At 58.0% G+C, this 24,978-nt stretch carries 26 protein-coding genes; 12 read left to right on the plus strand and 14 right to left on the minus strand.

The features are described from left to right. Positions 1–60: 60 nt before the first annotated feature. From paoC to paoA, 3 genes are read right to left on the minus strand one after another with little or no spacing between them, the layout of a single operon-like run. Entirely contained in the window at positions 61–2,259 is a 2,199-nt protein-coding gene (gene paoC / locus ACIOZM_RS04865) for an aldehyde oxidoreductase molybdenum-binding subunit PaoC (protein WP_401210090.1), read from the minus strand. After that, complete coding sequence (locus tag ACIOZM_RS04870; protein WP_401210093.1) at positions 2,256–3,212, minus strand: FAD binding domain-containing protein; 957 nt, start codon at positions 3,210–3,212, stop codon at positions 2,256–2,258. The genes paoC and ACIOZM_RS04870 overlap by 4 nt, the downstream gene beginning before the upstream one ends. Then, a complete protein-coding gene (gene paoA / locus ACIOZM_RS04875) occupies positions 3,209–3,832 on the minus strand; it encodes an aldehyde dehydrogenase iron-sulfur subunit PaoA (RefSeq protein WP_401210095.1) in 624 nt (207 codons plus the stop codon). The genes ACIOZM_RS04870 and paoA overlap by 4 nt, the downstream gene beginning before the upstream one ends. A 229-nt stretch (positions 3,833–4,061) precedes the next feature. Here paoA and ACIOZM_RS04880 point away from each other — a divergent pair, with 229 nt between their 5' ends. Continuing rightward, the gene (locus ACIOZM_RS04880) at positions 4,062–5,123 is read left to right on the plus strand and encodes a hypothetical protein (protein ID WP_401210098.1); all 1,062 of its coding nucleotides are present in this window, start codon (positions 4,062–4,064) and stop codon (positions 5,121–5,123) included. A gap of 72 nt (positions 5,124–5,195) precedes the next feature. Here the strand turns inward: ACIOZM_RS04880 and ACIOZM_RS04885 are convergent, their stop codons facing one another. After that, positions 5,196–5,468 carry a hypothetical protein gene (locus ACIOZM_RS04885; RefSeq protein ID WP_401210101.1) on the minus strand — a complete coding sequence of 91 codons (273 nt, stop codon included), beginning with the start codon at positions 5,466–5,468 and terminating at the stop codon, positions 5,196–5,198. 288 nt (positions 5,469–5,756) lie between these two features. Between ACIOZM_RS04885 and ACIOZM_RS04890 the strand changes: the two genes are divergently transcribed. Further along, positions 5,757–6,836, plus strand: a complete 1,080-nt coding sequence (locus ACIOZM_RS04890) for a hypothetical protein (protein WP_401210104.1) — start codon at positions 5,757–5,759, stop codon at positions 6,834–6,836. A 2-nt stretch (positions 6,837–6,838) separates the two neighbouring features. Continuing rightward, on the plus strand, positions 6,839–7,192 hold the full coding sequence (locus ACIOZM_RS04895) for a DUF1428 domain-containing protein (RefSeq protein WP_401210107.1): 354 nt from the start codon (positions 6,839–6,841) through the stop codon (positions 7,190–7,192). A 174-nt stretch (positions 7,193–7,366) separates the two neighbouring features. Here the strand turns inward: ACIOZM_RS04895 and ACIOZM_RS04900 are convergent, their stop codons facing one another. Next, positions 7,367–7,561 (minus strand): hypothetical protein, encoded by a 195-nt coding sequence (locus tag ACIOZM_RS04900; protein WP_401210109.1) that lies wholly within the window; start codon positions 7,559–7,561, stop codon positions 7,367–7,369. A gap of 103 nt (positions 7,562–7,664) precedes the next feature. Here ACIOZM_RS04900 and thpR point away from each other — a divergent pair, with 103 nt between their 5' ends. Next, positions 7,665–8,204, plus strand: a complete 540-nt coding sequence (gene thpR, locus ACIOZM_RS04905; protein WP_401210112.1) for an RNA 2',3'-cyclic phosphodiesterase — start codon at positions 7,665–7,667, stop codon at positions 8,202–8,204. 280 nt (positions 8,205–8,484) lie between these two features. Here thpR and ACIOZM_RS04910 read toward each other — a convergent pair whose 3' ends face one another. The 5 genes from ACIOZM_RS04910 to ACIOZM_RS04930 form a co-directional block, all read right to left on the minus strand. After that, positions 8,485–9,582, minus strand: coding sequence for a polyamine ABC transporter substrate-binding protein (locus ACIOZM_RS04910; protein WP_401210114.1), 1,098 nt, complete (start codon positions 9,580–9,582; stop codon positions 8,485–8,487). A gap of 240 nt (positions 9,583–9,822) precedes the next feature. Next, the gene (locus ACIOZM_RS04915) at positions 9,823–10,701 is read right to left on the minus strand and encodes an ABC transporter permease subunit (RefSeq protein WP_401210117.1); all 879 of its coding nucleotides are present in this window, start codon (positions 10,699–10,701) and stop codon (positions 9,823–9,825) included. Further along, positions 10,698–11,579 (minus strand): ABC transporter permease subunit, encoded by an 882-nt coding sequence (locus ACIOZM_RS04920; RefSeq protein WP_401210418.1) that lies wholly within the window; start codon positions 11,577–11,579, stop codon positions 10,698–10,700. The genes ACIOZM_RS04915 and ACIOZM_RS04920 overlap by 4 nt, the downstream gene beginning before the upstream one ends. 29 nt (positions 11,580–11,608) lie before the next feature. Further along, positions 11,609–12,751 (minus strand): polyamine ABC transporter ATP-binding protein, encoded by a 1,143-nt coding sequence (gene potA / locus ACIOZM_RS04925; RefSeq protein WP_401210120.1) that lies wholly within the window; start codon positions 12,749–12,751, stop codon positions 11,609–11,611. A gap of 368 nt (positions 12,752–13,119) precedes the next feature. Next, a complete protein-coding gene (locus ACIOZM_RS04930) occupies positions 13,120–13,881 on the minus strand; it encodes a gamma-glutamyl-gamma-aminobutyrate hydrolase family protein (protein ID WP_401210123.1) in 762 nt (253 codons plus the stop codon). A 285-nt stretch (positions 13,882–14,166) separates the two neighbouring features. On the opposite strand from ACIOZM_RS04930, the gene ACIOZM_RS04935 reads away from it, so the two are divergent. From ACIOZM_RS04935 to ACIOZM_RS04955, 5 genes are all read left to right on the plus strand, one after another. After that, a complete protein-coding gene (locus ACIOZM_RS04935) occupies positions 14,167–15,543 on the plus strand; it encodes a glutamine synthetase family protein (RefSeq protein WP_401210125.1) in 1,377 nt (458 codons plus the stop codon). Positions 15,544–15,690: 147 nt separating this feature from the next. Further along, complete coding sequence (locus tag ACIOZM_RS04940; RefSeq protein ID WP_401210128.1) at positions 15,691–17,181, plus strand: aldehyde dehydrogenase; 1,491 nt, start codon at positions 15,691–15,693, stop codon at positions 17,179–17,181. A 49-nt stretch (positions 17,182–17,230) separates the two neighbouring features. Further along, the gene (locus ACIOZM_RS04945) at positions 17,231–18,514 is read left to right on the plus strand and encodes an NAD(P)/FAD-dependent oxidoreductase (protein WP_401210131.1); all 1,284 of its coding nucleotides are present in this window, start codon (positions 17,231–17,233) and stop codon (positions 18,512–18,514) included. Between the two features lie 352 nt (positions 18,515–18,866). Beyond that, the gene (locus tag ACIOZM_RS04950) at positions 18,867–19,415 is read left to right on the plus strand and encodes a cupin domain-containing protein (protein WP_401210134.1); all 549 of its coding nucleotides are present in this window, start codon (positions 18,867–18,869) and stop codon (positions 19,413–19,415) included. Between the two features lie 295 nt (positions 19,416–19,710). Next, positions 19,711–20,142 (plus strand): hypothetical protein, encoded by a 432-nt coding sequence (locus ACIOZM_RS04955; RefSeq protein ID WP_401210136.1) that lies wholly within the window; start codon positions 19,711–19,713, stop codon positions 20,140–20,142. Here the strand turns inward: ACIOZM_RS04955 and ACIOZM_RS04960 are convergent. Both ACIOZM_RS04960 and ACIOZM_RS04965 read right to left on the minus strand, forming a co-directional pair. Continuing rightward, the gene (locus ACIOZM_RS04960) at positions 20,122–20,835 is read right to left on the minus strand and encodes a DUF4225 domain-containing protein (RefSeq protein WP_401210139.1); all 714 of its coding nucleotides are present in this window, start codon (positions 20,833–20,835) and stop codon (positions 20,122–20,124) included. The genes ACIOZM_RS04955 and ACIOZM_RS04960 overlap by 21 nt on opposite strands. Next, the gene (locus ACIOZM_RS04965) at positions 20,828–21,328 is read right to left on the minus strand and encodes an Hcp family type VI secretion system effector (RefSeq protein ID WP_401210142.1); all 501 of its coding nucleotides are present in this window, start codon (positions 21,326–21,328) and stop codon (positions 20,828–20,830) included. Before ACIOZM_RS04965 ends, ACIOZM_RS04960 begins: the two co-directional genes overlap by 8 nt. Positions 21,329–21,611: 283 nt before the next feature. Here ACIOZM_RS04965 and ACIOZM_RS04970 point away from each other — a divergent pair, with 283 nt between their 5' ends. After that, complete coding sequence (locus tag ACIOZM_RS04970; protein ID WP_401210145.1) at positions 21,612–21,896, plus strand: hypothetical protein; 285 nt, start codon at positions 21,612–21,614, stop codon at positions 21,894–21,896. Positions 21,897–21,958: 62 nt separating this feature from the next. On the opposite strand, the gene ACIOZM_RS04975 is transcribed toward ACIOZM_RS04970, so the two are convergent. Next, complete coding sequence (locus tag ACIOZM_RS04975) at positions 21,959–22,390, minus strand: hypothetical protein (RefSeq protein WP_401210147.1); 432 nt, start codon at positions 22,388–22,390, stop codon at positions 21,959–21,961. A gap of 165 nt (positions 22,391–22,555) precedes the next feature. On the opposite strand from ACIOZM_RS04975, the gene ACIOZM_RS04980 reads away from it, so the two are divergent. Both ACIOZM_RS04980 and ACIOZM_RS04985 read left to right on the plus strand, forming a co-directional pair. Continuing rightward, positions 22,556–22,978, plus strand: coding sequence for an HD domain-containing protein (locus tag ACIOZM_RS04980; RefSeq protein ID WP_401210149.1), 423 nt, complete (start codon positions 22,556–22,558; stop codon positions 22,976–22,978). Between the two features lie 132 nt (positions 22,979–23,110). Further along, positions 23,111–24,130: an AbrB family transcriptional regulator gene (locus tag ACIOZM_RS04985; protein ID WP_401210151.1), complete on the plus strand. Its 1,020-nt coding sequence runs from the start codon at positions 23,111–23,113 to the stop codon at positions 24,128–24,130. Between the two features lie 58 nt (positions 24,131–24,188). Here the strand turns inward: ACIOZM_RS04985 and ACIOZM_RS04990 are convergent, their stop codons facing one another. Next, the gene (locus tag ACIOZM_RS04990; protein ID WP_401210153.1) at positions 24,189–24,965 is read right to left on the minus strand and encodes an NAD(P)H-dependent oxidoreductase; all 777 of its coding nucleotides are present in this window, start codon (positions 24,963–24,965) and stop codon (positions 24,189–24,191) included. Positions 24,966–24,978: the final 13 nt, after the last annotated feature.

Consider the following 24,978-nt stretch of genomic DNA (forward strand, 5'->3'; position numbering starts at 1 on the left):
TGAAAGCTAAAGTCAAAAGATCGCAGCGTGCCGCAGCTCCTACATGGGGCGAGGTGTTCTTCAGATCATTTCCGGCAATGACGAAAGAATCTTGTCCAGCGTAATCGGATACTCCCGCACCCGCGCCCCGGTGGCGTTATAGATCGCATTCGCCACCGCTGCACTCACGCCACAAATCCCCAATTCACCGACCCCTTTGGCTTTCATCGGCGATGAAATCGGGTCGGTCTCCTCAAGGAAAATCACCTCCTGATGCGGGATGTCGGCATGCACCGGCACCTCATATCCAGCCAGATCATGATTGACGAAAAACCCCAGCCGCTTGTCCACCGCCAACTCTTCCATCAATGCCGCCCCGACGCCCATGGTCATCGCGCCGATCACTTGGCTGCGCGCCGCTTTCGGATTGAGAATCCGCCCGCTGGAGCACACCGCGAGCATCCGTCGCACACGCACTTCGCCGGTCGCTGCATCCACCGCCACCTCGACAAAGTGCGCGCCGAAAGTCGACTGCTGATACTGCTTGGCGAGGTCGCCGAATTCGATACTGTCCTCAGCTTCTATCGCACCGTTCTGCGCGGCACTGCGCAGCGCCACGCTCTTGTTGCCGAGGCGTACCTGACCGTCGACGAACTGCGCTTCGCCCGTTCCCATAGCAAGTTTGTCGGTGATCGCTTCGCGCAGTTTCATGCACGCGGCGTACACCCCGGCTGTTGAGCAATTACCTCCGAACTGACCACCAGACCCGGCGGACACCGGGAAATTCGAATCGCCCAGATGCACCGTCACGTCATGCAGACCCACGCCCAGCATCTCGGCGGCCGTCTGCGCGATGATCGTGTAGCTGCCGGTGCCGATGTCGGTCATGTCGGTTTCCACAGTAATCTTGCCGTCGCGCTCCAAACGCACCCGCGCACCGGATTTGACCAGCAGGTTGTTGCGGATTGCCGCGCCGACGCCCATGCCGATCAGCCAGCGACCTTCGCGGCGGCTACCGGGCTGCGCGTTGCGCTTGTCCCAGCCGAAACGCTCGGCGCCGGTTTGCAGGCACTCGATCAGGTGTCGCTGGGAAAACGGCCGCTCGGTTTTCACCGGATCGACCTGTGTGTCGTTGAGGATGCGGAACTGCACCGGATCAAGTTTTAGCTGCTCGGCCATCTCGTCCATGGCAATTTCCAGCGCCATCAGCCCCGGCGCTTCCCCGGGGGCGCGCATGGCGTTGCCTTCGGGCAGATCCAGCGGCGCCAGACGCATGCTGACCAGGCGGTTTTCAGCGGCGTAGAACAGCAGGCTCGGTTGCGCCGCGAGTTCGACTTTGCCGTCAGCCAGATTGCCCGACCAGCCTTCGTGAGCGATGGCGGTGAGCTTGCCGTCCGCCGTTGCGCCCATGCGGATGCGCTGGATGGTGGCGGGGCGGTGGGTGGTGTTGTTGGCGACTTGCGGCCGGGCGAGTGCGACTTTGACCGGTCTGCCGGCCAGCCGTGAGCCAAGTGCGGCGAGGATCGCATCGGCGCGAATGAACAATTTGCCGCCGAAACCACCACCGATGTACGGCGAAATCAGGCGCACTTTTTCCTTGGGCAAACCGAGTGTTGCGGCGATGTCGCCGACGCTCCAGGCGATCATCTGGTTCGACGTCCACAGGGTCAGTTGATCGCCGTTCCATGCCGCCAGTGTGGAGTGCGGTTCCATCATCGCGTGGGACTGATCGGGTGTGGTGTAGGTCTGATCGAACTGCACTGGCGCCGCTGCGAATGCCTTGTCGAAATCGCCGTGGCGGGTGTCCGGCAATTCGTCTTTGGGCTCGACGCCACGATCCCGCACGCTGGCCAGATCGAATTCGCCTTTGGCCGCAACGTAATCGACTTTGACCAATTGCGCGGCGGCACGCGCCTGCTCGAAGGTCTCGGCGACCACCAGCGCCACCGCCTGGTGATAGTGCTGCACCTCGGGCCCGGCCAGCAGGTGCGCGGCGTTGTATTTGCCCTTGCCGAGGTTGCCGGCGTTGGCGGCGGTGACGATGGTCAGCACCCCCGGCGCGGCTTTCGCTTCATCCAGATCAATGTTGGCGATGCGGCCCTTGGCGATGGCCGAACCGACCATGAAACCGTAAGCCTGATTCGCTACTGCCTCATGCTGCTCATAGGCGTAGGGCGCTTGGCCGCAGGTTTTCAGCGAACCTTCGATGCGCTCGGTGGGTTTGCCGACCACTTTCAACTGGTCGATAGGATTGGTCGTGGCCGGAGTCTCGAATTTCATGCCTCGTCCCTCGCTTGAGCCAACACCGAGGCCAGCGTGCGCTCGACCAGCGTCAGTTTGAATTGGTTGTCGTGGGTCGGTGTGGCGCCGTCGAGCAAGCGCTCGCTGACCGCTTTCGCGCCTTTGGGCAGCAATGATTCCGCCGCTTCGACGCGCCACGGTTTCGGTGCGATACCGCCGACGGCGACTCGGCCGCTGCCGTCCTTTTGCAGGATCAGACCGACTGACACCAGCGCGAACGCGTACGACGAGCGATCCCGTACCTTGTGATAAATGTGCGTGCCGCCAACCGGTGCCGGCAATGTCACCGCGATAATGAATTCGCCCGCGCCGAGGCCGGTTTCGATGTTCGGCGTATTACCAGGTAACTGATGAAAATCCGCCATGGCGATGCTGCGGGTGCTGCCATCGGGTTTGACCGTTTCAATCTGCGCATCGAGTGCGCGCATGGCGATGGCCATGTCGCTCGGATGGGTGGCAATGCACGCGTCGCTGACGCCGATGATGCCCAGTTGCCGAGTAACCCCGCCAATCGCCGCGCAACCGCTGCCGGGATTGCGTTTGTTGCAGGCCTGATGGGTGTCGTAGAAGTACGGGCAGCGGGTGCGTTGCAGCAGATTTCCGGCAGTGGTCGCCATGTTGCGCAATTGTCCCGAGGCCCCAGCGAGCAAGGCCCGGGAGAGCAGGGCGTAGTCTTTTCTGACGCGGTTGTCGGCGGCCAGATCGGTGTTGCGCACCAGCGCCCCAATGCGCAAACCGCCCTCGGGTGTGGCTTCGATCTGATCCAGCCCCAGGTGATTGATGTCGATCAGGTGCAGCGGGGTCTCGATGTCGAGTTTCATCAGGTCCAGCAGATTGGTGCCGCCAGCAATGAACTTGGCGCCGTTGACCTGCGCGGCCAGCGCGGCAGCGGCTGCGGGGGAGTCGGCGCGGCTGTAATTGAACGCTCTCATGATTGCACCTGCGCGACTTCACTGATGGCTTCGATGATGTTCGAGTAGGCGCCGCAGCGGCAGATGTTGCCGCTCATGCGCTCCTGTAATTCAGCGGCGATCAGTTGCGGTGGCTCGGTGAGGCTGGGGCTGGCGTGGCTGGGAATGCCGTCGCGGATTTCCTTGATTACCGCCACCGCCGAACAGATCTGCCCCGGCGTGCAATAGCCGCACTGATAACCGTCGTGTTTGATGAACGCCGCCTGCATCGGATGCAGGTTATCCGGCATGCCGAGGCCTTCGATGGTGGTGATCTCTGCACCGTCCTGCATCACCGCCAGGCTCAGGCATGAGTTGATGCGCCGACCATCGGCGATCACCGTGCAGGCGCCGCACTGGCCGTGGTCACAGCCTTTTTTGCTGCCGGTCAGATGCAGGTGTTCGCGCAAGGCGTCGAGGAGGGTGGTGCGCGTGTCTAACTGCAATTCGCGCGGCTTGCCGTTGACGTTGATCGTCACCTTCACGTTCATCGGTTGCTCCAGATTGGCGGCGTAGGCCTTGAGGCTGATGAACGGCGGCATCGCGAATGCTGTAGCGGTCACGGCGCCAAGGATCAGAAATCCGCGTCGGGAAATCGTCATGGTTCGATTCCTCTCTTTTCATCAGGACGGCAGGAAGTTGCTGGCGTGTTTGCCAGTCTCGTTCTAGGAGTGACCGTCGAAGAAAGGAAAAGGTTTTGTCGGATTTGCGTCATAGAGTTATGCGCAAGACTCATGAATCAATCCAGCGGCCTGTTTGCGCGGAGGTGGACGCGATAGTGGCAATTCAGTAGCATCGCCGCTTTTTTAGCCAGCTCTCTCAAGGATGAACATGCTCGTCGCTTCTGTTCTGCGTTCTTTCCCTGCACTTTTCAGCTCTGTGTTTACTGCTTGTTTACTCGCGGGTTGCGCACCGGTGGGAACCTATCAGGACGCCACGGAGGCTGACGCTGCCAAACTGCGTTTTGTGGCCAGCACGGACAATGCCACGGTGAGTTATTTTGATGCCGAGCATTGCGATGGTCTGACTACGGGCATCTTGAACAACCTGTTCCTCGCCGACAGTCCGCGTCGTGTGGGTATGAGCGTAGCGCCTCCGGAAAAGGCCCGCGGCTATCTCGAAATCAAGCTGACACCCGAAAAAGACGTGTATCTGCATATCAATACCCAGTCGGGTTACTTGGTTTGCGGTTTGGGGTTTAATTTCAAGCCTCAGCGCGGTACCGAGTACGAAGTGGCCTTCAGTCTGACTGGCAACGAGTGCTCAACACTGGTTCAGCGTCTGCAACGGATTGACGGCAAAGACGTGCGTACCCCGCTTATGGTTGACAGTGGTGGCCCGCCGGCCTGCAGTCGCAACCCGATCTCCTCGAAACCACCGCAGTTGCTGCCGGATACACCAGAGCGCACAGCCCTGATGGACAGGATTATCGACGGCAGCGCCATGTTCATAGCCCAGACTGATCCGAAAAAGCAGCCGGAAGCGAAATTATCTTCAGAGGCACTTGATGTATTGATCAGTGAACGCAAGGCCAAGCTTGGCTTTTCCATGCCGGATGATTACTGGGCCTTGTATCGCCAGAATCTCATCAAGTTTGATGAAGACAACTCGACCAAAATGACACAGGTGTTGCAGCGCACTTCTGACGAATATCGAAAGTTCCTGCGCAGTGTTGACGACAAAAAATTGAAAGAGTGGGCGCGCGTCGATGACACGTCAGGCAAGCGTGGCAATGCAGTACCTGTTGAACAAGAGAAGTCGATGATCGTGTTCTATTTTCAAGCGTCGAAAGCGGTGACTTTCGAAACCATTAACAAGCACGTCGAGCGTATGGCGAAAATGGACTCACAGTACGACGTCTGCTCGCGCCTGGACGATTGCTGGAAGCGCTGACAGGTATCGTCATCCCCGGTCAATAAAGCCCGCTGAGCCGAAATGGTCAGCGGGCTTTTTCATGTGGGGAAATTAAAAATGAGCGCTCGCCCGGACGCTGGTACGCGCAGGCGCAGGGGCCTCGATGTCCAGCAAATGGGTGGCGAGTATGTCGCTCAGAAAGCGGAATTGATCGTTGATGCCGACCACTTCATTGCTGAAATGATTGGTGGCGGCGGGCATCAGCAGATCTTCGAAATCTTCGTTGAATACCAGCGCTTGTGATGTACGTGATTGCACTTGCTGGTCGTAATAGTTGCTGCCGAAGTCCGGGAAACTCACGGAGAGATTGATGGTGCGAATCATGATGTGTACTCCTCGTTGCGTCTCGGATGGGTGAATCCTGAGCCAGATGCTTTTGCGGCGGAAAGGCAATCGTCGCGATGGTGAATATCGATGACAGTGATAATTGAGAGATATCTGTGGGTTTGATGGCCTCATCGCTGGCAAGCCAGCTCCCACAGGGTCTGAGTGTATGGCGCAGCTCACTGTGGGAGCGAGCTTGCTCGCGAAGAGGCCGGTACATCCAGCATCAATGGCAAATGACGCACCTATACTCAAATCCGCCACCTCCCAATCAAGGACGCCGCCACCGTGAATCTGCGTGCGCTGGCCATCGCCGCACCGTTGCTTTTGGCTGGCTGCGCCACATCAGCGCGGGCCCCGGCGCCGGCGCCTGCGGTAGTCGTCTCGCCCGCGACCTGGCAGCAGATCGACCGCGACATCGTCAGCGCCTCACAGCAAGCCACCGAGCAAACCAAACTGTTTGCCCGGGGTTCGATGGAACATTGGCGCATTCGCGTCTATGAGCAAACTGAAGAAAATTTCATCCCGTGGTTCAGCAGCTACTGGACCCAGGAATGGCTGTCGATGAAGGTCAGTTGGTACACGATCAGTGCCGGTGGCGAGCAGGATGCGTCGGCCACTCGACTAGCGTCGTATCTGCTTGAGCAATATCAGGAAAGGGTATTGGCGCCGGTGGCGGTGGAGATCGACCCGGATGCGATCCTCGGTCAGTCCACTGAGTTTTATGCGCAGCAGATGGCCACGCAAATGCCGCTCATCGCCCAGCGTTATGGCGTACCTGTCGCGCAACTCAACGGGCGATTGCAGAAAGTCCCGGCGATTGCCCTTGGCCCGCCACCGGCAAGGGATGCGTCGCTTTATCAGATCATCAGCACCACGCCGTTGAATACCTTGCCGGCGTATGCGGCATTGATCGACAAGATCCACACCGATGGCGGTGCCAAGGGCATTGCCTCGACCGACGCCGGCATGGCCCCGGTGGCCAAGCGTGCGAGCCAGCGCATGGAGTCGGAAATGGCTCCACGCGGCGCCGCCAGCGCGGTGGCGGCAGCGGCGGGCAAACTCGTCGGCGGGTTGATATCGGTCGGTGTCGTGGGCATCCGCGCAATCATTCAGGCCAATGACCGCCCTGACAGCGAAGCGCTGATCCGCAGCAGCCTGGGCAACACCTTCGACAAGGCCTGGCTGAAACTGGTGCAGAACCCGACCACCGGGGTCATGGCCGGCACGTTGCACATGGCGGGGCAGGTCGAGCGCAGTCTGGGCGGTGATGAACAACCGTCGGTCGGGTCGGGCGTCAATCGTGTCGAATGGCAGCCGCCGCAATCGACTAATCAGCAGATCGAACCCAACGTACAAGGAGAATGAGCATGTCTTACGTCGATATTTTTGTAGCGCCCGTGCCTTCCACCCACCTTGAACAGTATAAAAAACACGCTGAAATCGCTGCGAAACTGTTCAAGGAGTATGGCGCCCTGAACGTGGTGGATTGCTGGGGCGATGATGTGCCGGACGGCAAGCTCACGTCGTTTCCGATGGCGGTGAAACTCAAGGAAGGCGAAACCGTGGTCGCCGGCTGGTTGATCTGGCCGGACAAGGCTACGCGTGATGCCGGCATGGCAAAAATGATGGCAGATCCGCGGATGCAACCGGACGTCAATCCGATGCCGTTTGACGGGCAGCGGATGATCTTTGGCGGCTTCAAATTCATCATTCAAGCCTGATGCCGGTGTGAGTGACATCTGTGAATCCACAAAACCCTGTGGGATGCCTCGGTTTCTTGAACACCACAAATCCTTGTGGGAGCTAGCCTGCTAGCGATTGGGCCGGCCCGGTCAATATCTCTATCGACTGATCCACCGCTTTCGCCAGCAGGCTGGCTCCCACAGGTTTTGTGGTTAGTCTGAAGACGGCGTGATCCGGCAGCTCTTGCGGTTGCGGATCTGCTCGTCCGACGGTCGTTCCTGGACGAATTCGAAACGCGGTTCACCCTCGCTGTAATGCACCAGCCAGCCCCATTCCAGCTCGGTCTCGTCCTGCCCGGGGCTCGGCGGTCGGGCCCACCACGGTTCTTTGCTGAGGATCTCGCGCATGGCGGTCTCCGGTTGATGGCAATCCATGAACTATAGCTGCGTGTCACGGGTCGTCAGATAAGGCTGTGTAGAATCGGCCGACGACGAGTGAAGGAGCAGGGCCATGACCGATGAAAAACGCAGGGATGCCCCGTCAAAACGGCTGTTTTTCGCCTTGGATTGCTCACCTGCGCAGCGCAAGGCGATTGCCCAGTGGCGCGCAGAGTTGAGCCTGCGAACCGGCAAACCGGTGCCCGCCGACAACTTTCATCTGACTTTGCTGTTTCTCGGAGAAGTGCCATTTGCGCAGATTGGCGAAGTTTGCGAGGCAGCCGCCAAGGTCAGCACGCCGGGTGAGGCACTGAAGATTTCGCTGGATCGCTTGCAGGTCTGGCATCGCGCCGGGGTGTTGTCGCTGGCGCCGGAACAGGCGCCGCAGTCGTTGCTGCGATTGGTTTACGCACTGGAACAGGCGATGTTGCCTTTCGGCTTTGAGGCATCACCACGCGAGTTTCGCCCACACCTGACACTGGCCCGTGACTACCGTGCACCAGAGCCGGAATCGACCACGCCGCCAGAGTTCTTCCTGCGTGCCGAGCACTTCGCCTTGTTCGAGTCGCACAAGGGACATTACCGCGCACTGGCCGAATGGCCACTGACCTGAACCGACAAAAAAAGGCGCCCGAGGGCGCCTGAATTCACCCGAGCCGAGGGAGCCGGGTGAGGCCGTTCATAGAGAGGTTGCAGCGGTGGTAAGGCGCTGCGTGAACGGGAAAACAGCAAATTCTTGAACCGCACTGAATCCCTGTGGGAGCCGGGCTTGCCCGCGATGAGGCCGGTACATTCAACATCGTTGTCGTCTGAACCACCGCCATCGCTGGCAGGCCAGCTCCCACAGGTTCTTCAGTGCTGCCACAATCTTCAGTCAACCAATAAAGCTCGGGTTACTTGCCGAGTTTCACCCGGGTCCAGCCGCGGGTCATGATCCGCTGGGTGGCAATCGGTTGATCCGGCACCGCATACAACGTCGCCATCACATCCTGCGGCGGGTACGAGCCCGGGTCGTTGCGGATGGCTTCATCCACCAGTGGCGTCGCCGCTGCGTTGGCGTTGCTGTAGCCGATGCTGTTGGTGATCTCGGCGATGATGTCCGGGCGCATCAGGAAGTTCATGAACAGGTAAGCGTTCTCGACGTTGGCGGCATCACGCGGGATCGCGACCATGTCGTAGAAACTGCCGGCGCCTTCCTTGGGAATGCTGTATTTGATCTGCACTTTGTTGCCGGCTTCTTCGGCGCGAGCCTTGGCCTGCAACACGTCGCCGGAGTAACCGACCGCGACGCAGATGTTGCCGTTGGCCAGATCCGAGATGTACTTCGAGGAATGGAAGTACGCCACCGAAGGCCGAATCTTCATGAACAGCGCTTCAGCTTCAGCGATGTGCTTGGGCTCTTTGTCGTTCACCGGATAGCCCAGATAGTGCAGGGCGGCTGGAAGCATTTCAGTCGGCGAGTCGAGGAAGCTGATGCCGCAGGCTTTCAGTTTTTCGGCGTTCTCCGGTTTGAACAGCAAGTCCCAGGAATTGGTCGGGGCATTGGCGCCGAGCACTTCCTTGACCTTGTCCGGGTTGTAGCCGATGCCGATCGAGCCCCACATGTACGGGAACGCATGAGCGTTATCCGGATCACTGGCGGCGGCGTTTTTCAGCAGCACCGGGTTGAGATTCTTCCAGTTCGGCAGCCTGGATTTGTCCAGTGTCTGATAGACCCCGGCCTTGATCTGCTTGGCCAGAAAGCTGTTGGACGGCACCACGAGGTCGTAGCCGGATTTACCCGCGAGCAAGCGTGCTTCAAGGGTTTCGTTGCTGTCGAACACGTCGTAAGTCACGCGGATACCGGTTTCGTCCTCGAACTTTTTCACGGTGTCCGGGGCGATGTAATCCGACCAGTTGTAAACACGCAGAACCTTGTCGCTGGCCTGGGCGCCTGTGGCGATCACGCCTATCAAGGACAGTGTCAGCAGCGTTCTGCCAAACATTTTCATCGGTACAACTCCATTCTTTTTATTCAAAAGCTTTTAAGCAAAAGCACAAAGCTAAAACAGGTGCACACATAACCTGTGGCGAGGGAGTTCTGTGGCGAGGGGATTTATCCCCGTTCGGCTGCGAAGCAGTCGTAAAACCTTTGCACGCGATCTATCTGACTCTACGCAGTACAGGTTTTGGGGCCGCTTCGCGACCCTACGGGGATAAATCCCCTCGCCACATTGGATCTCCGTTAAATTTTAAGCTGCGGTGGCCGCACGTTGCGGCTGTTGCCACGATTCATTTGCGGTCTGATCCATTGCTTCCTGGATCGCACGTTTGCGGTTGGCTTCTGCCCTGCGACCGAAGTACCAGACCAGGAACGTCACCAGCGACACCGCCAGCAGAATCAGGCTTGCGACCGCGTTGATCTCAGGCTTCACACCCAGACGCACCGCCGAGAACACTTCCATCGGCAGAGTCGTCGAACCCGGGCCGGATACGAAGCTCGCCAACACCAGGTCATCCAGCGACAAGGCAAACGACATCATCCCGCCCGCCGCCAGCGACGGCGCGATCATCGGAATGGTGATCAGGAAAAACACCTTGAACGGCTTGGCACCGAGGTCCATCGCCGCTTCTTCGATCGACAGATCGAGCTCGCGAAGGCGGGCGGAAACTACCACGGCAACGTAGGCTGCACAAAACGTGGTGTGCGCGATCCAGATAGTGACGATGCCACGCTCCTGCGGCCAGCCGATCAGTTGCGCCATCGCCACGAACAGCAGCAACAGCGACAGACCGGTGATCACCTCAGGCATTACCAGTGGCGCAGTCACCAGACCACCAAACAACGTGCGACCCTTGAAGCGCGTGACGCGAGTCAGGACGAACGCGGCCAATGTGCCCAGCGCCACCGCAGCAATCGCGGTGTAGCAGGCGATTTCCAGCGAGCGCACTACCGAGCCCATCAGTTGCGTGTTGTCGAGCAGGCCGGCGTACCACTTGATCGACCAGCCGCCCCAGACCGTCACCAGTTTCGACGCGTTGAACGAGTAGATCACCAGGATCAGCATCGGCAGATAGATGAACGTCAGGCCGAATATCAGCATGAACTTAGCAAAACCGAAGCGTTTCATCCCCGTCCCTCCATCTCTTTGGCCTGGCTGCGGTTGAACAGCAGGATCGGCACAATCAGGATCAACAGCATCACCACCGCCAGAGCAGACGCCACCGGCCAGTCGCGGTTATTGAAGAACTCTTGCCACAGCACACGCCCGATCATCAGCGTCTCCGGGCCACCCAGCAGTTCCGGAATCACGAACTCACCGACCACCGGAATGAACACCAGCATGCAGCCGGCAATAATCCCGTTCTTGGCCAGCGGTACAGTGATTTTCCAGAAGTTGTTGAAGTTGCTCGAGCCCAGGTCAGACGCGGCTTCCAGCAGGCTGCCGTCGTGCTTCACGAGGTTGGCGTAGAGCGGCAGGATCATGAACGGCAGATACGCATACACCACACCGATGTACACGGCGGTATTGGTGTTGAGGATCTCGATCGGGTGATCCGTGAGCCCGGTCCACATCAGAAACGCATTGAGCAAACCATTGTTGCTGAGGATGCCCATCCACGCATAAACGCGGATCAGGATCGCGGTCCAGGTCGGCATCATGATCAACAGCAGCAGGACGTTTTGCGCTTCCTTGCTGGCTTTGGTGATCGCGTAGGCCATCGGGAAACCGATCACCAGACACATCAGCGTGCTCAGCGCTGCGACTTTCAGCGAACCGAGGTAGGCCGACAGATACAGCTCGTCTTCGCCGAGCATGGTGTAGTTGCCGATGTTCAGCAGCAGCTGGAATTTCTGTTCGGCGTAGGTGTAGATCTCGGTGTAAGGCGGGATCGACAGCGCGGCTTCCGAGAAGCTGATTTTCATCACCAGGAAGAACGGCAGCATGAAGAACAGAAACAGCCAGATGAACGGAATACCGATCACCAGTTTTCGCCCGCTGGGCACCAGGCGCAGGAATTGCTGATTGAAGGTTCTCATGAGCGCAGTACCACGCCGCTGTCGTCTTCCCACCAGACGTAGACCTGATCGTCCCAGGTCGGACGCGCACCGCGACGTTCGGCGTTGGCCATGAACGACTGGACGATCTTGCCGCCAGGCAGTTCGACGTAGAACACCGAGTGGCCGCCGAGGTAGGCGATGTCATGCACTTTGCCTTCGGACCAGTTGTAGCGGCCTTCGGGTTTGATCGTGCTGACCAGGGTTTTTTCCGGGCGGATCGCGTAGGTGATCGACTTGTCCTGCACAGAGGTGCTGACGCCATGACCGACGTAGATCTTTTGCTGCAAGTCCGGGCTGTGGATGATCGCGTGACCTTCAAGGTCTTCAACCACGGTGCCGTCGAACGAGTTCACGTTACCGATGAATTCGCAGACCATGCGGCTGACCGGCGCTTCGTAAATGTCCACCGGGCTGCCGATCTGTGCGATCCAGCCGAGGTGCATGATTGCGATGCGCTCGGCCATGGTCATGGCCTCTTCCTGGTCGTGGGTCACCATCACGCAAGTTACGCCGACGCGCTCGATGATCTGCACCAGTTCGAGTTGCATCTGCGAACGCAGCTTTTTATCCAGCGCACCCATCGGCTCGTCGAGCAGCAACAGCTTCGGACGCTTGGCCAAAGAGCGGGCGAGGGCGACACGTTGACGCTGACCACCGGACAACTGATGCGGGCGGCGTTTGGCGTATTGGGTCATGTGCACGAGGCGCAGCATTTCTTCGACGCGGGCGTCGATTTCGCTGGCTGACAAACGATCCTGTTTCAGGCCGAAAGCGATGTTCTGCGCCACGGTCATGTGCGGGAACAGCGCGTAGGACTGGAACATCATGTTGATCGGCCGCTCGTACGGCGGCATATCAGTGATGTCGACGCCGTCGAGGAAAATCCGTCCGTCAGTCGGCCGCTCAAAGCCGGCGAGCATCCGTAGCAGGGTCGATTTGCCCGAACCGGAGCCACCGAGCAGGGCGAAGATTTCGCCCTGATGGATCTCCAGGGACACATCGTCCACCGCAGTGGTCTCGTCGAACTTCTTGGTTACGCGATCGATTTTCACCAGAACCTTTTTCGGTTGCTGGTGACCTTCAAGAGCCTTCCTGTAAGTGCTGGAGGCGTTTGCCATGTGAAACTCCCAACAGGTTTCAGTCGCCGGGCCAAAAGTGGCCGGGCTTAAGTGGATTGCAAGCCTGCAAGAGCAACTTCAGTCGGATCACATTTCCTGTGGGAGCGGGCTTGCCCGCGATGGCGGCAGGTCAGTCACCTTTGATGTCAAAGGTGACGGCCTCATCGCTGGCAAGCCAGCTCCCACAGGGTTTTGCATTGATCCGCCTGACAACACTCCTGCCGATCCGGCTTGGTCGGCGCCGCCGTCCTGGCTGCCTGGTAGTACTTGTTGTTATTACGGTTTGTTGTAGTTACGGATGACGGATGCGCACACGCGCAGCCGCCGACCCCGTGGGGGCAGTAAATCGTTACGTGATGCTGGTTTTGTCAGCGCTTGTTGCGTTGCACAGCTCGTTGCCGGCAAGCCTCGCCGAACGCCTGGAAAATGCTCAGGTACACGGGGTTGTCGCGCACTTGCCATTCCGGGTGCCATTGCACGCCGAGGGCGAACGTCGGGCTGTGCTCCACCGAGATCGCTTCGATCAGGCCATCCGGCGCCACGGCTTCAGCCCGCAGGCCTGGCGCGAGTCGGTCGATGCCCTGACTGTGGATCGAGTTGACCTGAAACTGCGCAGGCAGCTCCAGCGCCTCGAACACACCGCCGGCCAGGACGCTGACCGCATGGGCCGGGGCGTATTGCACGGCAAGGTCCGGACTGTCGGCCTCGCGGTGATCGAGCATGCCCGGCAACTCATGCACCTTCTGGTGCAGGCTGCCGCCGAAAGCCACGTTCATTTCCTGGAAACCCCGGCAAATGCCGAGCACCGGAACGCCCGCCGCAATGGCTGCACGTAATAAAGGAAGGGTCGTGGCGTCCCGCGCCGGATCGTGATCCGTGCCGGGGGCGCTGGCCGGGCCTTGATAGTGGAAAGGTTCCACATTCGACGGCGAGCCGGTCAGCAACAGACCGTCGAGTTGACCCAGCAGGTCCTCGATTTCAGTCAGATCGCCTAAAGAAGGAATGACCACTGGCAACCCCAGCGCCGCAACGCTGACAGCACGCAAGTACTTGTCGCCGCTGACATGGTAGGGGTGCAGGCCAATCTGTTTGACGCACGCAGTAACACCGATCAATGGCTTGAATGCCATTTTTATTCACCTCGAAGTTTGACACTTGAACGAGCTTTTCCGGAGCTTATCCGCGTTTATTTTAATTAACAACTGCCATGTAAAAAATTCTAAACGCCGTTCATCAAATCTTCATGATTCTCGGGGCTCTGGCGATGGATTTGGCACGCAAGTGCCCTGAAAGCGCCTAAAAATAAACGCTGAGCGGCCAGGTGTTCGCTATTGACTTCACTTTGCCTTTCGGATTGACTGGGCTCGTGAAAGGGCAGTGAACATAATAATTAACAGCTAAAAAATAGGTGCATCATGTCGGTCCCTCTGCGTGCCGTTCAACTCAACGAAGCAAACGCATTCCTTAAGAAATATCCTGAGGTTTTGTACGTCGACCTTCTGATTGCGGATATGAACGGTGTGGTGCGCGGTAAGCGCATCGAGCGCACCAGTCTTCATAAGGTTTACGAGAAAGGCATTAATCTGCCGGCCTCGCTTTTCGCTCTCGACATCAATGGCTCCACGGTGGAAAGCACCGGCCTGGGTCTGGACATCGGCGACGCTGACCGTATCTGCTACCCGATCCCGGGCACCCTGAGCATCGAGCCGTGGCAAAAACGCCCGACCGCTCAACTGCTGATGACCATGCACGAAATCGAAGGTCAGCCGTTCTTCGCCGACCCGCGTGAAGTGCTGGCCAACGTGGTGCGCAAGTTCGATGAACTGGGCCTGACCATCTGCGCCGCGTTCGAACTCGAGTTCTACCTGATCGACCAGGACAACGTGAATGGCCGTCCGCAGTCGCCACGTTCGCCGGTTTCCGGCAAGCGTCCGGTCTCGACTCAGGTCTACCTGATCGACGATCTCGACGAATACGTCGACTGTCTGCAAGACATCCTCGAAGGCGCGAAAGAGCAGGGCATCCCGGCTGACGCCATCGTCAAGGAAAGCGCCCCGGCGCAGTTCGAAGTCAACCTGCATCACGTCTCCGATCCGATCAAGGCGTGCGACTACGCGGTCCTGCTCAAGCGTCTGGTGAAAAACATCGCCTACGACCACGAGATGGACACCACCTTCATGGCCAAGCCGTATCCGGGCCAGGCGGGCAACGGTCTGCACGTACACATTTCGATTCTGGATAAAGAAGGCAACAACATCTTCGCCAGTGAGGAGCCCGAGCAGAACGCCGCATTGCGCCACGCGATCGGCGGTGTGCTGGAGACCCTGCCTGCGCAAATGGCTTTCCTGTGCCCGAACGTCAACTCGTACCGCCGCTTCGGCGCACAGTTCTACGTGCCGAACTCGCCGTGCTGGGGCATCGATAACCGTACCGTGGCCGTGCGTGTGCCAACCGGTTCGGCCGACGCCGTGCGTATCGAGCACCGTGTAGCCGGCGCCGACGCCAACCCGTACCTGCTGATGGCCTCTGTGCTTGCCGGTATTCACCACGGTCTGACCAACAAGATCGAACCGGGCGCGCCAGTCGAAGGCAACAGCTACGAGCAGAACGAACAGAGCCTGCCGAACAACCTGCGCGATGCCTTGCGTGAGCTGGACGACAGCGAAGTCATGGCCAAGTACATCGACCCGCTGTACATCGACGTGTTCGTCGCGTGCAAGGAAAGCGAACTGGCCGAGTTCGAGAACTCGATCTCTGACCTTGAGTACAACTGGTATCTGCACACGGTCTAAAAGACCAACCCAAACCCCTGTAGGAGCTGCCGAAGGCTGCGATCTTTTGATCTTGTTTTTAAAATCAAAGTCAAAAGATCGCAGCCTTCGGCAGCTCCTACATGGATTGCGGTGCCTACCCAAATTCCCCCTTGTCGAGCCACAACAATGACAACTACCCGCAGCGACTGGGAACAACGCTTCCAGTCACTAACCATCGAAAACCGCGCCTTCATCAACGGCGAATACCGCCCGGCAATCAGTGGCGAAACGTTCGAATGCATCAGCCCCGTCGACGGCCGTTTCCTCGCCTCCGTGGCCAGCACCGATGAAGCCGACGCCAACCTCGCCGTTGAAGCTGCACGGCAGTCTTTCGAGTCCGGAATCTGGGCGAAAAAAGCCCCGGCCGAGCGCAAACGCATTCTGATCCGCTTCGCTGATCTGATCCTGCAACACCAGGAAGAACTGGCGCTGCTGGAAACCCTCGACATGGGCAAACCGATCAGCGATTCGATGGGCATCGACATCCCGGCGACCGCCAACGCGATCCGCTGGAGCGCCGAGGCCATCGACAAAATCTACGACGAAGTCGCCGCCACACCGCACGATCAATTGGGTCTGGTGACTCGCGAGCCGTCCGGCGTGGTCGCGGCCATCGTGCCGTGGAACTTCCCGTTGATCATGGCCAGCTGGAAGTTCGCCCCGGCGCTGGCTGCCGGTAACTCGTTCATCCTCAAGCCTTCGGAAAAGTCGCCGCTGACCGCGATTCGAATCGCGCAGTTGGCCCTCGACGCCGGTATTCCGAAAGGCGTGTTCAACGTCCTGCCGGGCTTCGGTCACACCGTTGGTAAAGCGCTGGCGCTGCACATGGATGTCGACGTTCTGGCGTTCACCGGTTCGACCGCCATTGCCAAGCAACTGATGATTTATGCCGGCCAAAGCAACATGAAACGCGTCTGGCTCGAAGCAGGGGGCAAGAGCCCGAACGTGGTGTTTGCCGACGCACCGGATTTGCGCGCGGCAGCACAAGCAGCGGCCGGCGCCATTGCTTTCAACCAGGGCGAAGTCTGCACCGCAGGTTCGCGTCTGCTGGTCGAACGCTCGATCCGCGAGCAGTTCATTCCGCTGCTGGTTGAAGCGCTGCAAGCGTGGAAGCCGGGGCATGCACTTGACCCGGCCACCACCGTTGGCGCCGTGGTCGATCAGCGTCAACTGGACAACGTGCTGCGCTACATCAGCATTGGTCGCGAGCAGGGCGCTGAACTGATTGCCGGCGGCAAACGCACCCTCGAAGACACCGGTGGCCTGTACGTGGAACCGGCGCTGTTCGACGGTGTGACCAACGCCATGACCATCGCCCGCGAAGAAATCTTCGGCCCGGTGCTGTCGCTGATCACCTTCGACACGGTTGAAGAAGCGCTGCACATCGCCAACGACAGCATCTTCGGCCTCGCTGCCGGTGTCTGGACCAGCAACCTGAGCAAGGCGCACAACTTCGCTCGTGGCCTGCGTGCCGGCAGCGTGTGGGTCAACCAGTACGACGGCGGCGACATGACCGCGCCGTTCGGTGGTTTCAAACAGTCGGGCAACGGCCGCGATAAATCGCTGCACGCGTTCGACAAGTACACCGAGCTGAAAGCGACCTGGATCAAGCTCTAATTCTTTTACAGCGGCGGCCGCAGGACCCCTGCGGCCATCGGAGAAACGTATGAAACAACAACACGTCAACAGCTACTACGCCGCCACTCGCAACGAAACCATCGACTTCCCGACCCTCGAAGAGTCGGTGGAATGCGACGTTTGCATCATCGGCGCTGGCTACACCGGTCTGTCCTCGGCGTTGTTCCTCACCGAGGCCGGCTACAAAGTCACGGTGCTGGAAGCGGCGAAAGTCGGCTACGGCGCCAGCGGTCGCAACGGCGGTCAACTGGTCAACTCCTATAGCCGCGACGTCGATGTGATCGAACAGCGTTACGGCGACAAAACTGCAGAAATTCTCGGCAGCATGATCTTCGAAGGCGCCGACATCATTCGTTCGCGCATCAAGGAATACGACATCAAGTGCGACTACCGCCCGGGCGGTATCTTCGCAGCGATGAACAAGAAACAACTGGGCGGATTGGCTGAGCAAAAACGCAGTTGGGAACGCTACGGCAACAAAAACCTGAAGATGCTCGACGCGGCAGAGATTCGTCGCGAAGTCGGCTCCGATGCCTACGTCGGCGGTCTGCTCGACTTGCAGGGCGGCCACGTTCACCCGCTGAACCTGGCCCTCGGTGAAGCCGCCGCCATCGTGCGCCTGGGCGGCAAGATCTACGAGCAATCCGCTGCCGTGGAAATCAAGTACGGCGAGCCAAACGTCGTGCGTACCGCCAAAGGCCAGGTACGCGCCAAGTACCTGCTGATCGCCGGCAACGCCTACCTGCCGCAAGGTCTGGACAACCGCGTGACCGCGAAAAGCATGCCGTGCGGCTCGCAGATCGTCGTCACCGAACCGTTGACCGAAAAGCAGGCGCGCAGTCTGATCACCAACAACTACTGCGTCGAAGACTGTAATTACCTGCTGGATTACTACCGCCTGACTGCCGACAACCGCTTGCTCTACGGCGGCGGCGTGGTCTACGGCGCACGTGAGCCGGACGACATCGAACAACTGATCCGCCCGAAGATCCTCAAAACCTTCCCGCAGCTCAAAGACGTGAAAATCGACTACCGCTGGACCGGCAACTTCCTGCTGACCATGTCCCGCATGCCGCAATTCGGTCGCATCGAGAAAAACGCCTACTACATGCAAGGCTACAGCGGCCACGGCGTGACCTGCTCGCACCTGGCCGGCAAGCTGATCTCGGAAATGATCCGCGGCGACGCCGAACGCTTCGATGCCTTCGCATCACTGCCACACATGCCAATGCTCGGCGGCCGGACTTTCTCCGCACCGCTGACCGCCATGGGCGCCGTGTACTACTCGCTGCGCGACCGTTTCGGTATCTAAGTTACCTCACCGGCGGCGGTCCCCAAGACCCCGCCGGTTTTTATCCTCGCAACACCGCAAAACCTGTGGGAGCTGGCTTGCCAGCGATGGCGGTCCTTCAGCAAAAGGGATGTTGAATGTGCCGTCTAATCGCTGGCAAGCCAGCTCCCACAGGTCTTGTGTCTGCCCCGGAATTACCACCAGCAGGCTCTTTTCCCCCACCGCCCATCGAACCTGCTGAGCAACACCACCAAACGTGATTTAATAGCCGCCTTTCACGGTTCCGGGACACGGGAGCAACGTGATCCGCGCCCCGGCGCGTCACCCGCCACCCACCCCCATCGCCCTTAAGTCGTTCTCACATAAGGCTGTCATGGATACGGGTTCTCGACTCAAACTAGTACGCGAAAGCTACAAACTCTCCCAGCGCGAGCTGGCCCGGCGTAGCGGCGTGACCAATGCCACCATCTCCCTGATCGAACAGAATCGCGTCAGCCCTTCCGTCAGCTCACTGAAAAAGCTGCTCGAAGGCATACCGATGTCCCTGGCCGACTTCTTCACCTTCGACCAGCCGCCGCGTGAGCATCAATACGTATTCCGCGCCAACGAACAGCCCGACCTCGGCCGCGATGGCCTGCGCCTGCTGCTGATCGGCGCCTCGGTGCCGAGCCGCCAGATGCGCTTGCTGCGCGAGCAATACGCGCCGGGCGCGAGTTCCGGGGAAGAGCCGATTGTGCATGCGGAAGGCGAGGAGTGTGGGTTGGTGACTCGTGGGACTGTGGAGCTGACGGTTGATGGGGCGGTGAGCGTGTTGAATGCGGGGGATGGATATTATTTTCCGACGACGCTGCCGCATAAGTTCCGGAATATCGGGGCGGATGAGGCTGAGATTATTAGTGCGAATACGCCGGCTAACTTCTGAATGGTTTTTAAGTAAAAGCCATAAGTTGCAAGTAAATCCGACGCCTTTTTAAAGGGTGTCGGATTTTTTTTGAGGAAAAGTTTGTAGGATTGCTGGTTTTAATTTGTAGGAGCATTCTGAATGCTTGCGTGATGATGCAAGGTTGATGACGTTATGGTTTTTCTGGCATGTTTACATTGCTTGGTGCCATTTTTTTTCGTTTGTCGGAATTGCAGTGCAGCTTTTTACGAGGTTGTTCTTACCTGTGTGTTCGGTTTGATTGTGTTAATGGTTTTCCATATTTTGGAGTTGGACTGTGAGGCTGGATGATCTTCGATATTACTTTAGCGTTGCAGGCTTGGTAGTCGCCTCTGCTGGATTTTACGCAATGATTTTTATGGGCGGTATGCGCCAGTTATTTGGAATAGAAGAGCCATTATTCTGGGTTTTTTTCTGGATGACTTTTTTGGTTTTTGCGATTTTTGGTCTTGTTTACTATGTTCCTCGTCTTCGAAATGCCTATCGTGGTGAGAGGGTTGAGGATAAGTACTACAGCTTGCGAGCGGTTTGGATTCAGATAGTTGTTGTGTCGATGGTCGCAACCTATATATTTGCCCCTTATTTCAAAAAAAATGATCTGCTAGCTGGTATTTCGGATTTTATAATTGCGGGAGGTTCGTTTTTGTTTTTTGTCGGGCTGTTTTGTTATTTGAGTTTTTATCAGCGATCATTTCGTCAGCGTAAATGAGGTAAGAGGTTCAACGGTCTTTGATTCTTTTTCAATGGAGTACAGTGTAATACTGTCCGCAATTACTTCGAGTGCCAACGCCAGAGTACCCGCTTGCTTATGTGCTCGTTCATAATTGATGGGGTCCTTGTTGAAGAGTTGTACGGAATGTTCTTTGCGAACAAAGCTCATCATCCCGTAAATGGATAGGTAAAGATCGACGGAGTAATAAGTCATGTTGCCCGTCTTGCTACCCAGGATATTCTGGTATGCCATTCTTATTGGGCCCGTTACTCCAGGTTCGCTGGGACCGTTATAAATGTTCCCAAAGCCCTCATAAATATTATTTGCGCCATGCCCTAACAAAAAGGCGGACGGAACAAGAGATGTCCCTCGACTGGTTCCAAGTAGTACGGCGCCAGCCTGAAACTGTAAACTTCCTGAAACAACGCTCACGCCATTCTGGAAATAGAACATGGACTTGGTAGAAAGCGCTGAATACTCCTCCCTGAGCTCCTGCAACCCTTGCTTCGCACTGATAACACCTTCATCCACCGCCCGGATAATCTCATTCGCATAAGCCCAAACGATCTCGCCAAACTTGAGCTGGGTGAAACTGTCGTACAACTGAGTTGCACCGATCTGGCATCCGAAAGCGACCAGATCGGAAGCTGCCCGTGTGACATCGTTAATGTCACAAGAATCCTCATTCATCGTTATTTCCCCACGAACTGAAACCGCTTGTGCCTGCCTGAATGTGTGTCCAACTGATCTCGCGATAAGTGAACGAGACCAATTCCTGCGGCTGTGCATCGTTTAAATGGATGGCGTGAGGAACCTGTAGGTTGATGTGCGCGATTTTTGCGCCGGCTATGTGGATTTTGAAGTATTTGTCCTGCGTGCCGGCGGGCGAGGTTCGATAGAAGTAGATTGTGCAGTCCAGCACTTCGCGCTCGTGAAGTGCGGTGGAGAGGAGGGGCGAGGATTTGTCGATGTTCTTGGTGATCATGATTGGCAGATGTTTGCCACGATCGGCGGTGACGCCGCCGTCATTGCCGGTGGTCATGTTGTGCGAATAGGCCAGAACCATGATTTCGTCGAGGTGACCTGACTGGCATTTGTTGCCGATTGAGTGCGTGCTGGAGCAGCCGGCGGAGATCAGTCCTTGCCGATTTCCGGTAATGCTCATGTAGCTGTGGTTGGCCATGGATGCTCTGCTGTATTGAATGGAAAACTCTTGTTTGAAGAGTAATCGTCAATAAAGCCAAGGCGCATAGACGCTGGTTTGCTTGTTACGATATTCGGAAGTGTCGTACAGCGTGAGCGGAAAGACGCTGGTGATTATTCTGAAATGCCTAAACCGAAAAACATTTGCCTGAACAGGCGTCGGTTTTTTTCACCCCTCCAAATCACCACTCGTCTGACACACCGCACCTTCGCGCCAACGGTTCTTCCAATGCTGTAACTCACCACGCAAAGGAAGAGCCAACATGCTGAATCAAAAAGTTGTGGCATTTGCCCTGGCGGCGCTCTTGTCTGGCAGCTCGTTATACGCGGTCGCTGCCGGCGAGACGCCAACACCGACAGCCAACGACGGCACCAGCCAGACCCGCCAGCCGGCGCCGGAGTCGACGAACGCGGATCCTGGTGCCGCATCGCTGCCCAAAGGCGCGGACGGCACTACGACCGATAACGGGCCGACACCTGCGGGTTCCAAACCCAGCGGTGCAGGCCAATCGACTGGCAGCAGCAGCGGTGGCAACGGTGGTGGCTAATGCATCGTAGAAAGACCAGGCCCGGCACAGTGCCGGGCTTTTTTGTGGATGTTCATAAGTGACTATTTAGCCTTCCACTCGCCACCACCGTTCTCACAATCAATTTTCGCCTGACTCAAATGTTCAGCCCCGTAGTAATAGGTGGTCACCTGCGCATTTTTCGGGATGTTCAGCGCCTTGGCGCTCTTGTCCTTACTGGTGGAATGCGGGTTTGCCAAGGACTCCTGAGTCAGAGTAGCAATGCACGTCGCCTCATAGTGATCGGCGCATTGCGGTACTTTTTTCTTGGTGCTGTTGAGCATGTCTTTGCTTTCGTTACTGCACGACCAGTCGATGGCATCGACCGGCACGCCTTCGTATTCGTAGCAGCTGTGGGTTTCCACCGCTGGCACCGAAGGGCTGGAGGAGCGGGTCTGGACGTCGCAGCCCTGGGCCATGACGCAACTCGGAATGATGCAAAACGGCGCGATCAGCAGCAAATGTCGGATGTTCATCGGCGGTTCCTCTCCAATGGCGCCGTGTCTGATCGATGATTTTGGCGCTTATTTGGTTTCGAGATTGCGCCGAGGGCCAAGGTTCAATCGGCTTTTTGATTTGCGCGGTGGCGCAGACTGAGAAACAATCGGAAACATCTAGCGCCAAGGATTGGAACATAACCCATGACCCAGACCCTCGAACGCGCTATCGCCATCGCCGCCACGGCTCATGCCGGGCAGGTCGACAAGGGCGGTGCGCCGTACATTTTGCATCCGCTGAAAGTGATGTTGCGCATGACCACGCTGGAAGAGCGCATCGTCGCCGTACTGCACGACGTGGTCGAGGATTGCGGCATCAGCCTCGATGATCTGCGCAAAGAAGGCTTCAGCGAAGAAGTGCTGAGCGCCATCGAATCGGTAACCAAAGTGCCGGGTGAATCCTATGGAGATTTCGTCGAACGCGCAGCACTGAATCCGATTGGCCGGTTAGTGAAACTGGCGGATCTCGAAGAGAACAGCGACCTGTCGCGAATAGCCTCACCGAGCTGGGAGGACCTTGAGCGAATCGAAAAATACCGCCGGGCAATCGGAAGACTGCGCTCGTAAAAACAAACGTGATCCCCTGTAGGAGCTGCCGCAGGCTGCGATCTTTTGATCTTGTCTTTAAAAAACAAAGTCAAAAGATCGCAGCCTTCGGCAGCTCCTACAGGGGGATATTTGATAGCCAGGAAGGCGACTATGAAATCCATTCTGTGTTTGTTGATCGCCGCAGGTTTCGGCGCGCTGTTGCAGCTTGAAGGCGTGCCCCACGGTTTGCTGTTGGGGTCGATTGTCGTTACCGCATTGTTCGCCAGTAAAACCGGTATCGCCCCGGCGACACCTTATGGACTGGGCTACATCCAGGTCACGCTGGGCATTGCCACCGGGCTGATGTTCGAGGCGTGGGACAGTGCGACAGCGTCGGCGATGTTACCGAGCCTCGGTGTGTTGCTAATTTGCCTGACCGTGCAAATCGCGCTGGCTGCCTTGTGGCTGACTCGCGGCGCAGGCTGGAATCGCACCGATGCGCTGCTGGCGGTTTATCCGGGAGCACTGGCGGCGGTGTTTGATCTGCTGGAGTCAGAAAAGGCATCAAGCAAGGTCATCATCGTGCACTTGATGCGGCTGTTGCTGATCACCGTGCTGGTGAGTTTTTTGATTCCGGGGCAGGCAGTGGTGGCGGTTGCCGACGGTGATCCTTTGACGACAGGCATGGCGCTGACTGCGTTTTCGGTTATCGCGTTGAGCGTGCTGCTCGGTCGATTGCTGTTGGTGATCGGCGTGCCCGCGCCGTTCATGCTCACGGCAATCATCATCACCGCTGTGTTCGTCAAATCGGGATGGCTGCACGGCTTTCACATGCCGGACTGGAGCCTGAATCTGGCAGCGCTGATTCTCGGCGTACGGATCGGTTCGCGTTTTCAGGGACTAGGAATTGCGGAGTTGGGGCGCCACGGACGTACGGCGTTGGTGTCGGTAGGGTTGATGATTGTGGTTGCGGCAGCCTTCGCGGAAGTCGCGGCGCGGTTCCTGGGCAGCGATCCGCTGTCGCTGTGGCTGGCGTACATGCCGGGCGCGATTGAAACGATTGCCATCGTCGCGTTTGGCGGCGGGCTGAATGTGGTGTTTATCCTGACTCATCATCTGAGCCGGATGGTGCTGCTGCATTTTGCTCCGGCTTTGTTGGTGCAGGTACGAAGAGTTCGCGAGGAAACCTGACGACACACTGAACCTGTGGCGAGGGAGCAAGCTCCCTCGCCACAGGGTTTATGCAGGTCTATCGGGTGTGGGCATCGAACCCTTCAATGCCCGGTGCAATTTCATCCTTCAACGTCAACGCCGGAATCTCATAATCCCCCGCATTCTGCTGCCGATACGCAATCGGCCGGGTGCTCCACAATTCATCCAGTCTCACGCCCAACTCCTCGCAAGTCGCGGCAAACTTCGCGGCATCCATTCGGCTGGTGCGATAGCTCACGAACGGTGGCACCACGTCGAAACCGGGGTAGTAAAGAATCCCGTGATTGATCGGGAACAGCAGGTCGTCAATCGGCCCGTTGATTCCGCGAGGACTGTAATGCGAATCCCAGCCACCGGCCGTGACCATCAGCATCGCCCGTTTGCCTTTCATCTTGCCTTCGCCATAACGCTCGCCCCAACGGGAGTCGGAATGTTCGCCGACGCCATAGGCAAACCCATAGGCATACACGCGCTCGACCCAGCCTTTGAGGATTGCCGGCATCGAGAACCACCACAGCGGGAATTGCAGGATCAGCGCATCGGCCCATAGCAGTTTTTCCTGTTCGGCAGCGATGTCGGCAGCCTGGGTGCCTTGGACGTAGGCGAGTTTCGAGTCGCGGGAGGCGTCGAAGGGGCGGCTGGTGTCGCGTGCCGGGGCGTCGTCGGCGTCGAGAGCGGCTTTCCAGTTCATCGCGTAGAGGTCGGAGACTTGCACGGTGTGGCCGGCGGCTTGCAGGCGCTGGACGGTGAAGTCCTTGAGTGCGCCATTAAGGGATTTTGGTTCAGGGTGGGCGTAGACCAGTAGTACGTTCATGTTCGCGTTCCTT

It is taken from the genome of Pseudomonas sp. NPDC087346 (genome assembly GCF_044744235.1).
Lineage (GTDB): Bacteria > Pseudomonadota > Gammaproteobacteria > Pseudomonadales > Pseudomonadaceae > Aquipseudomonas.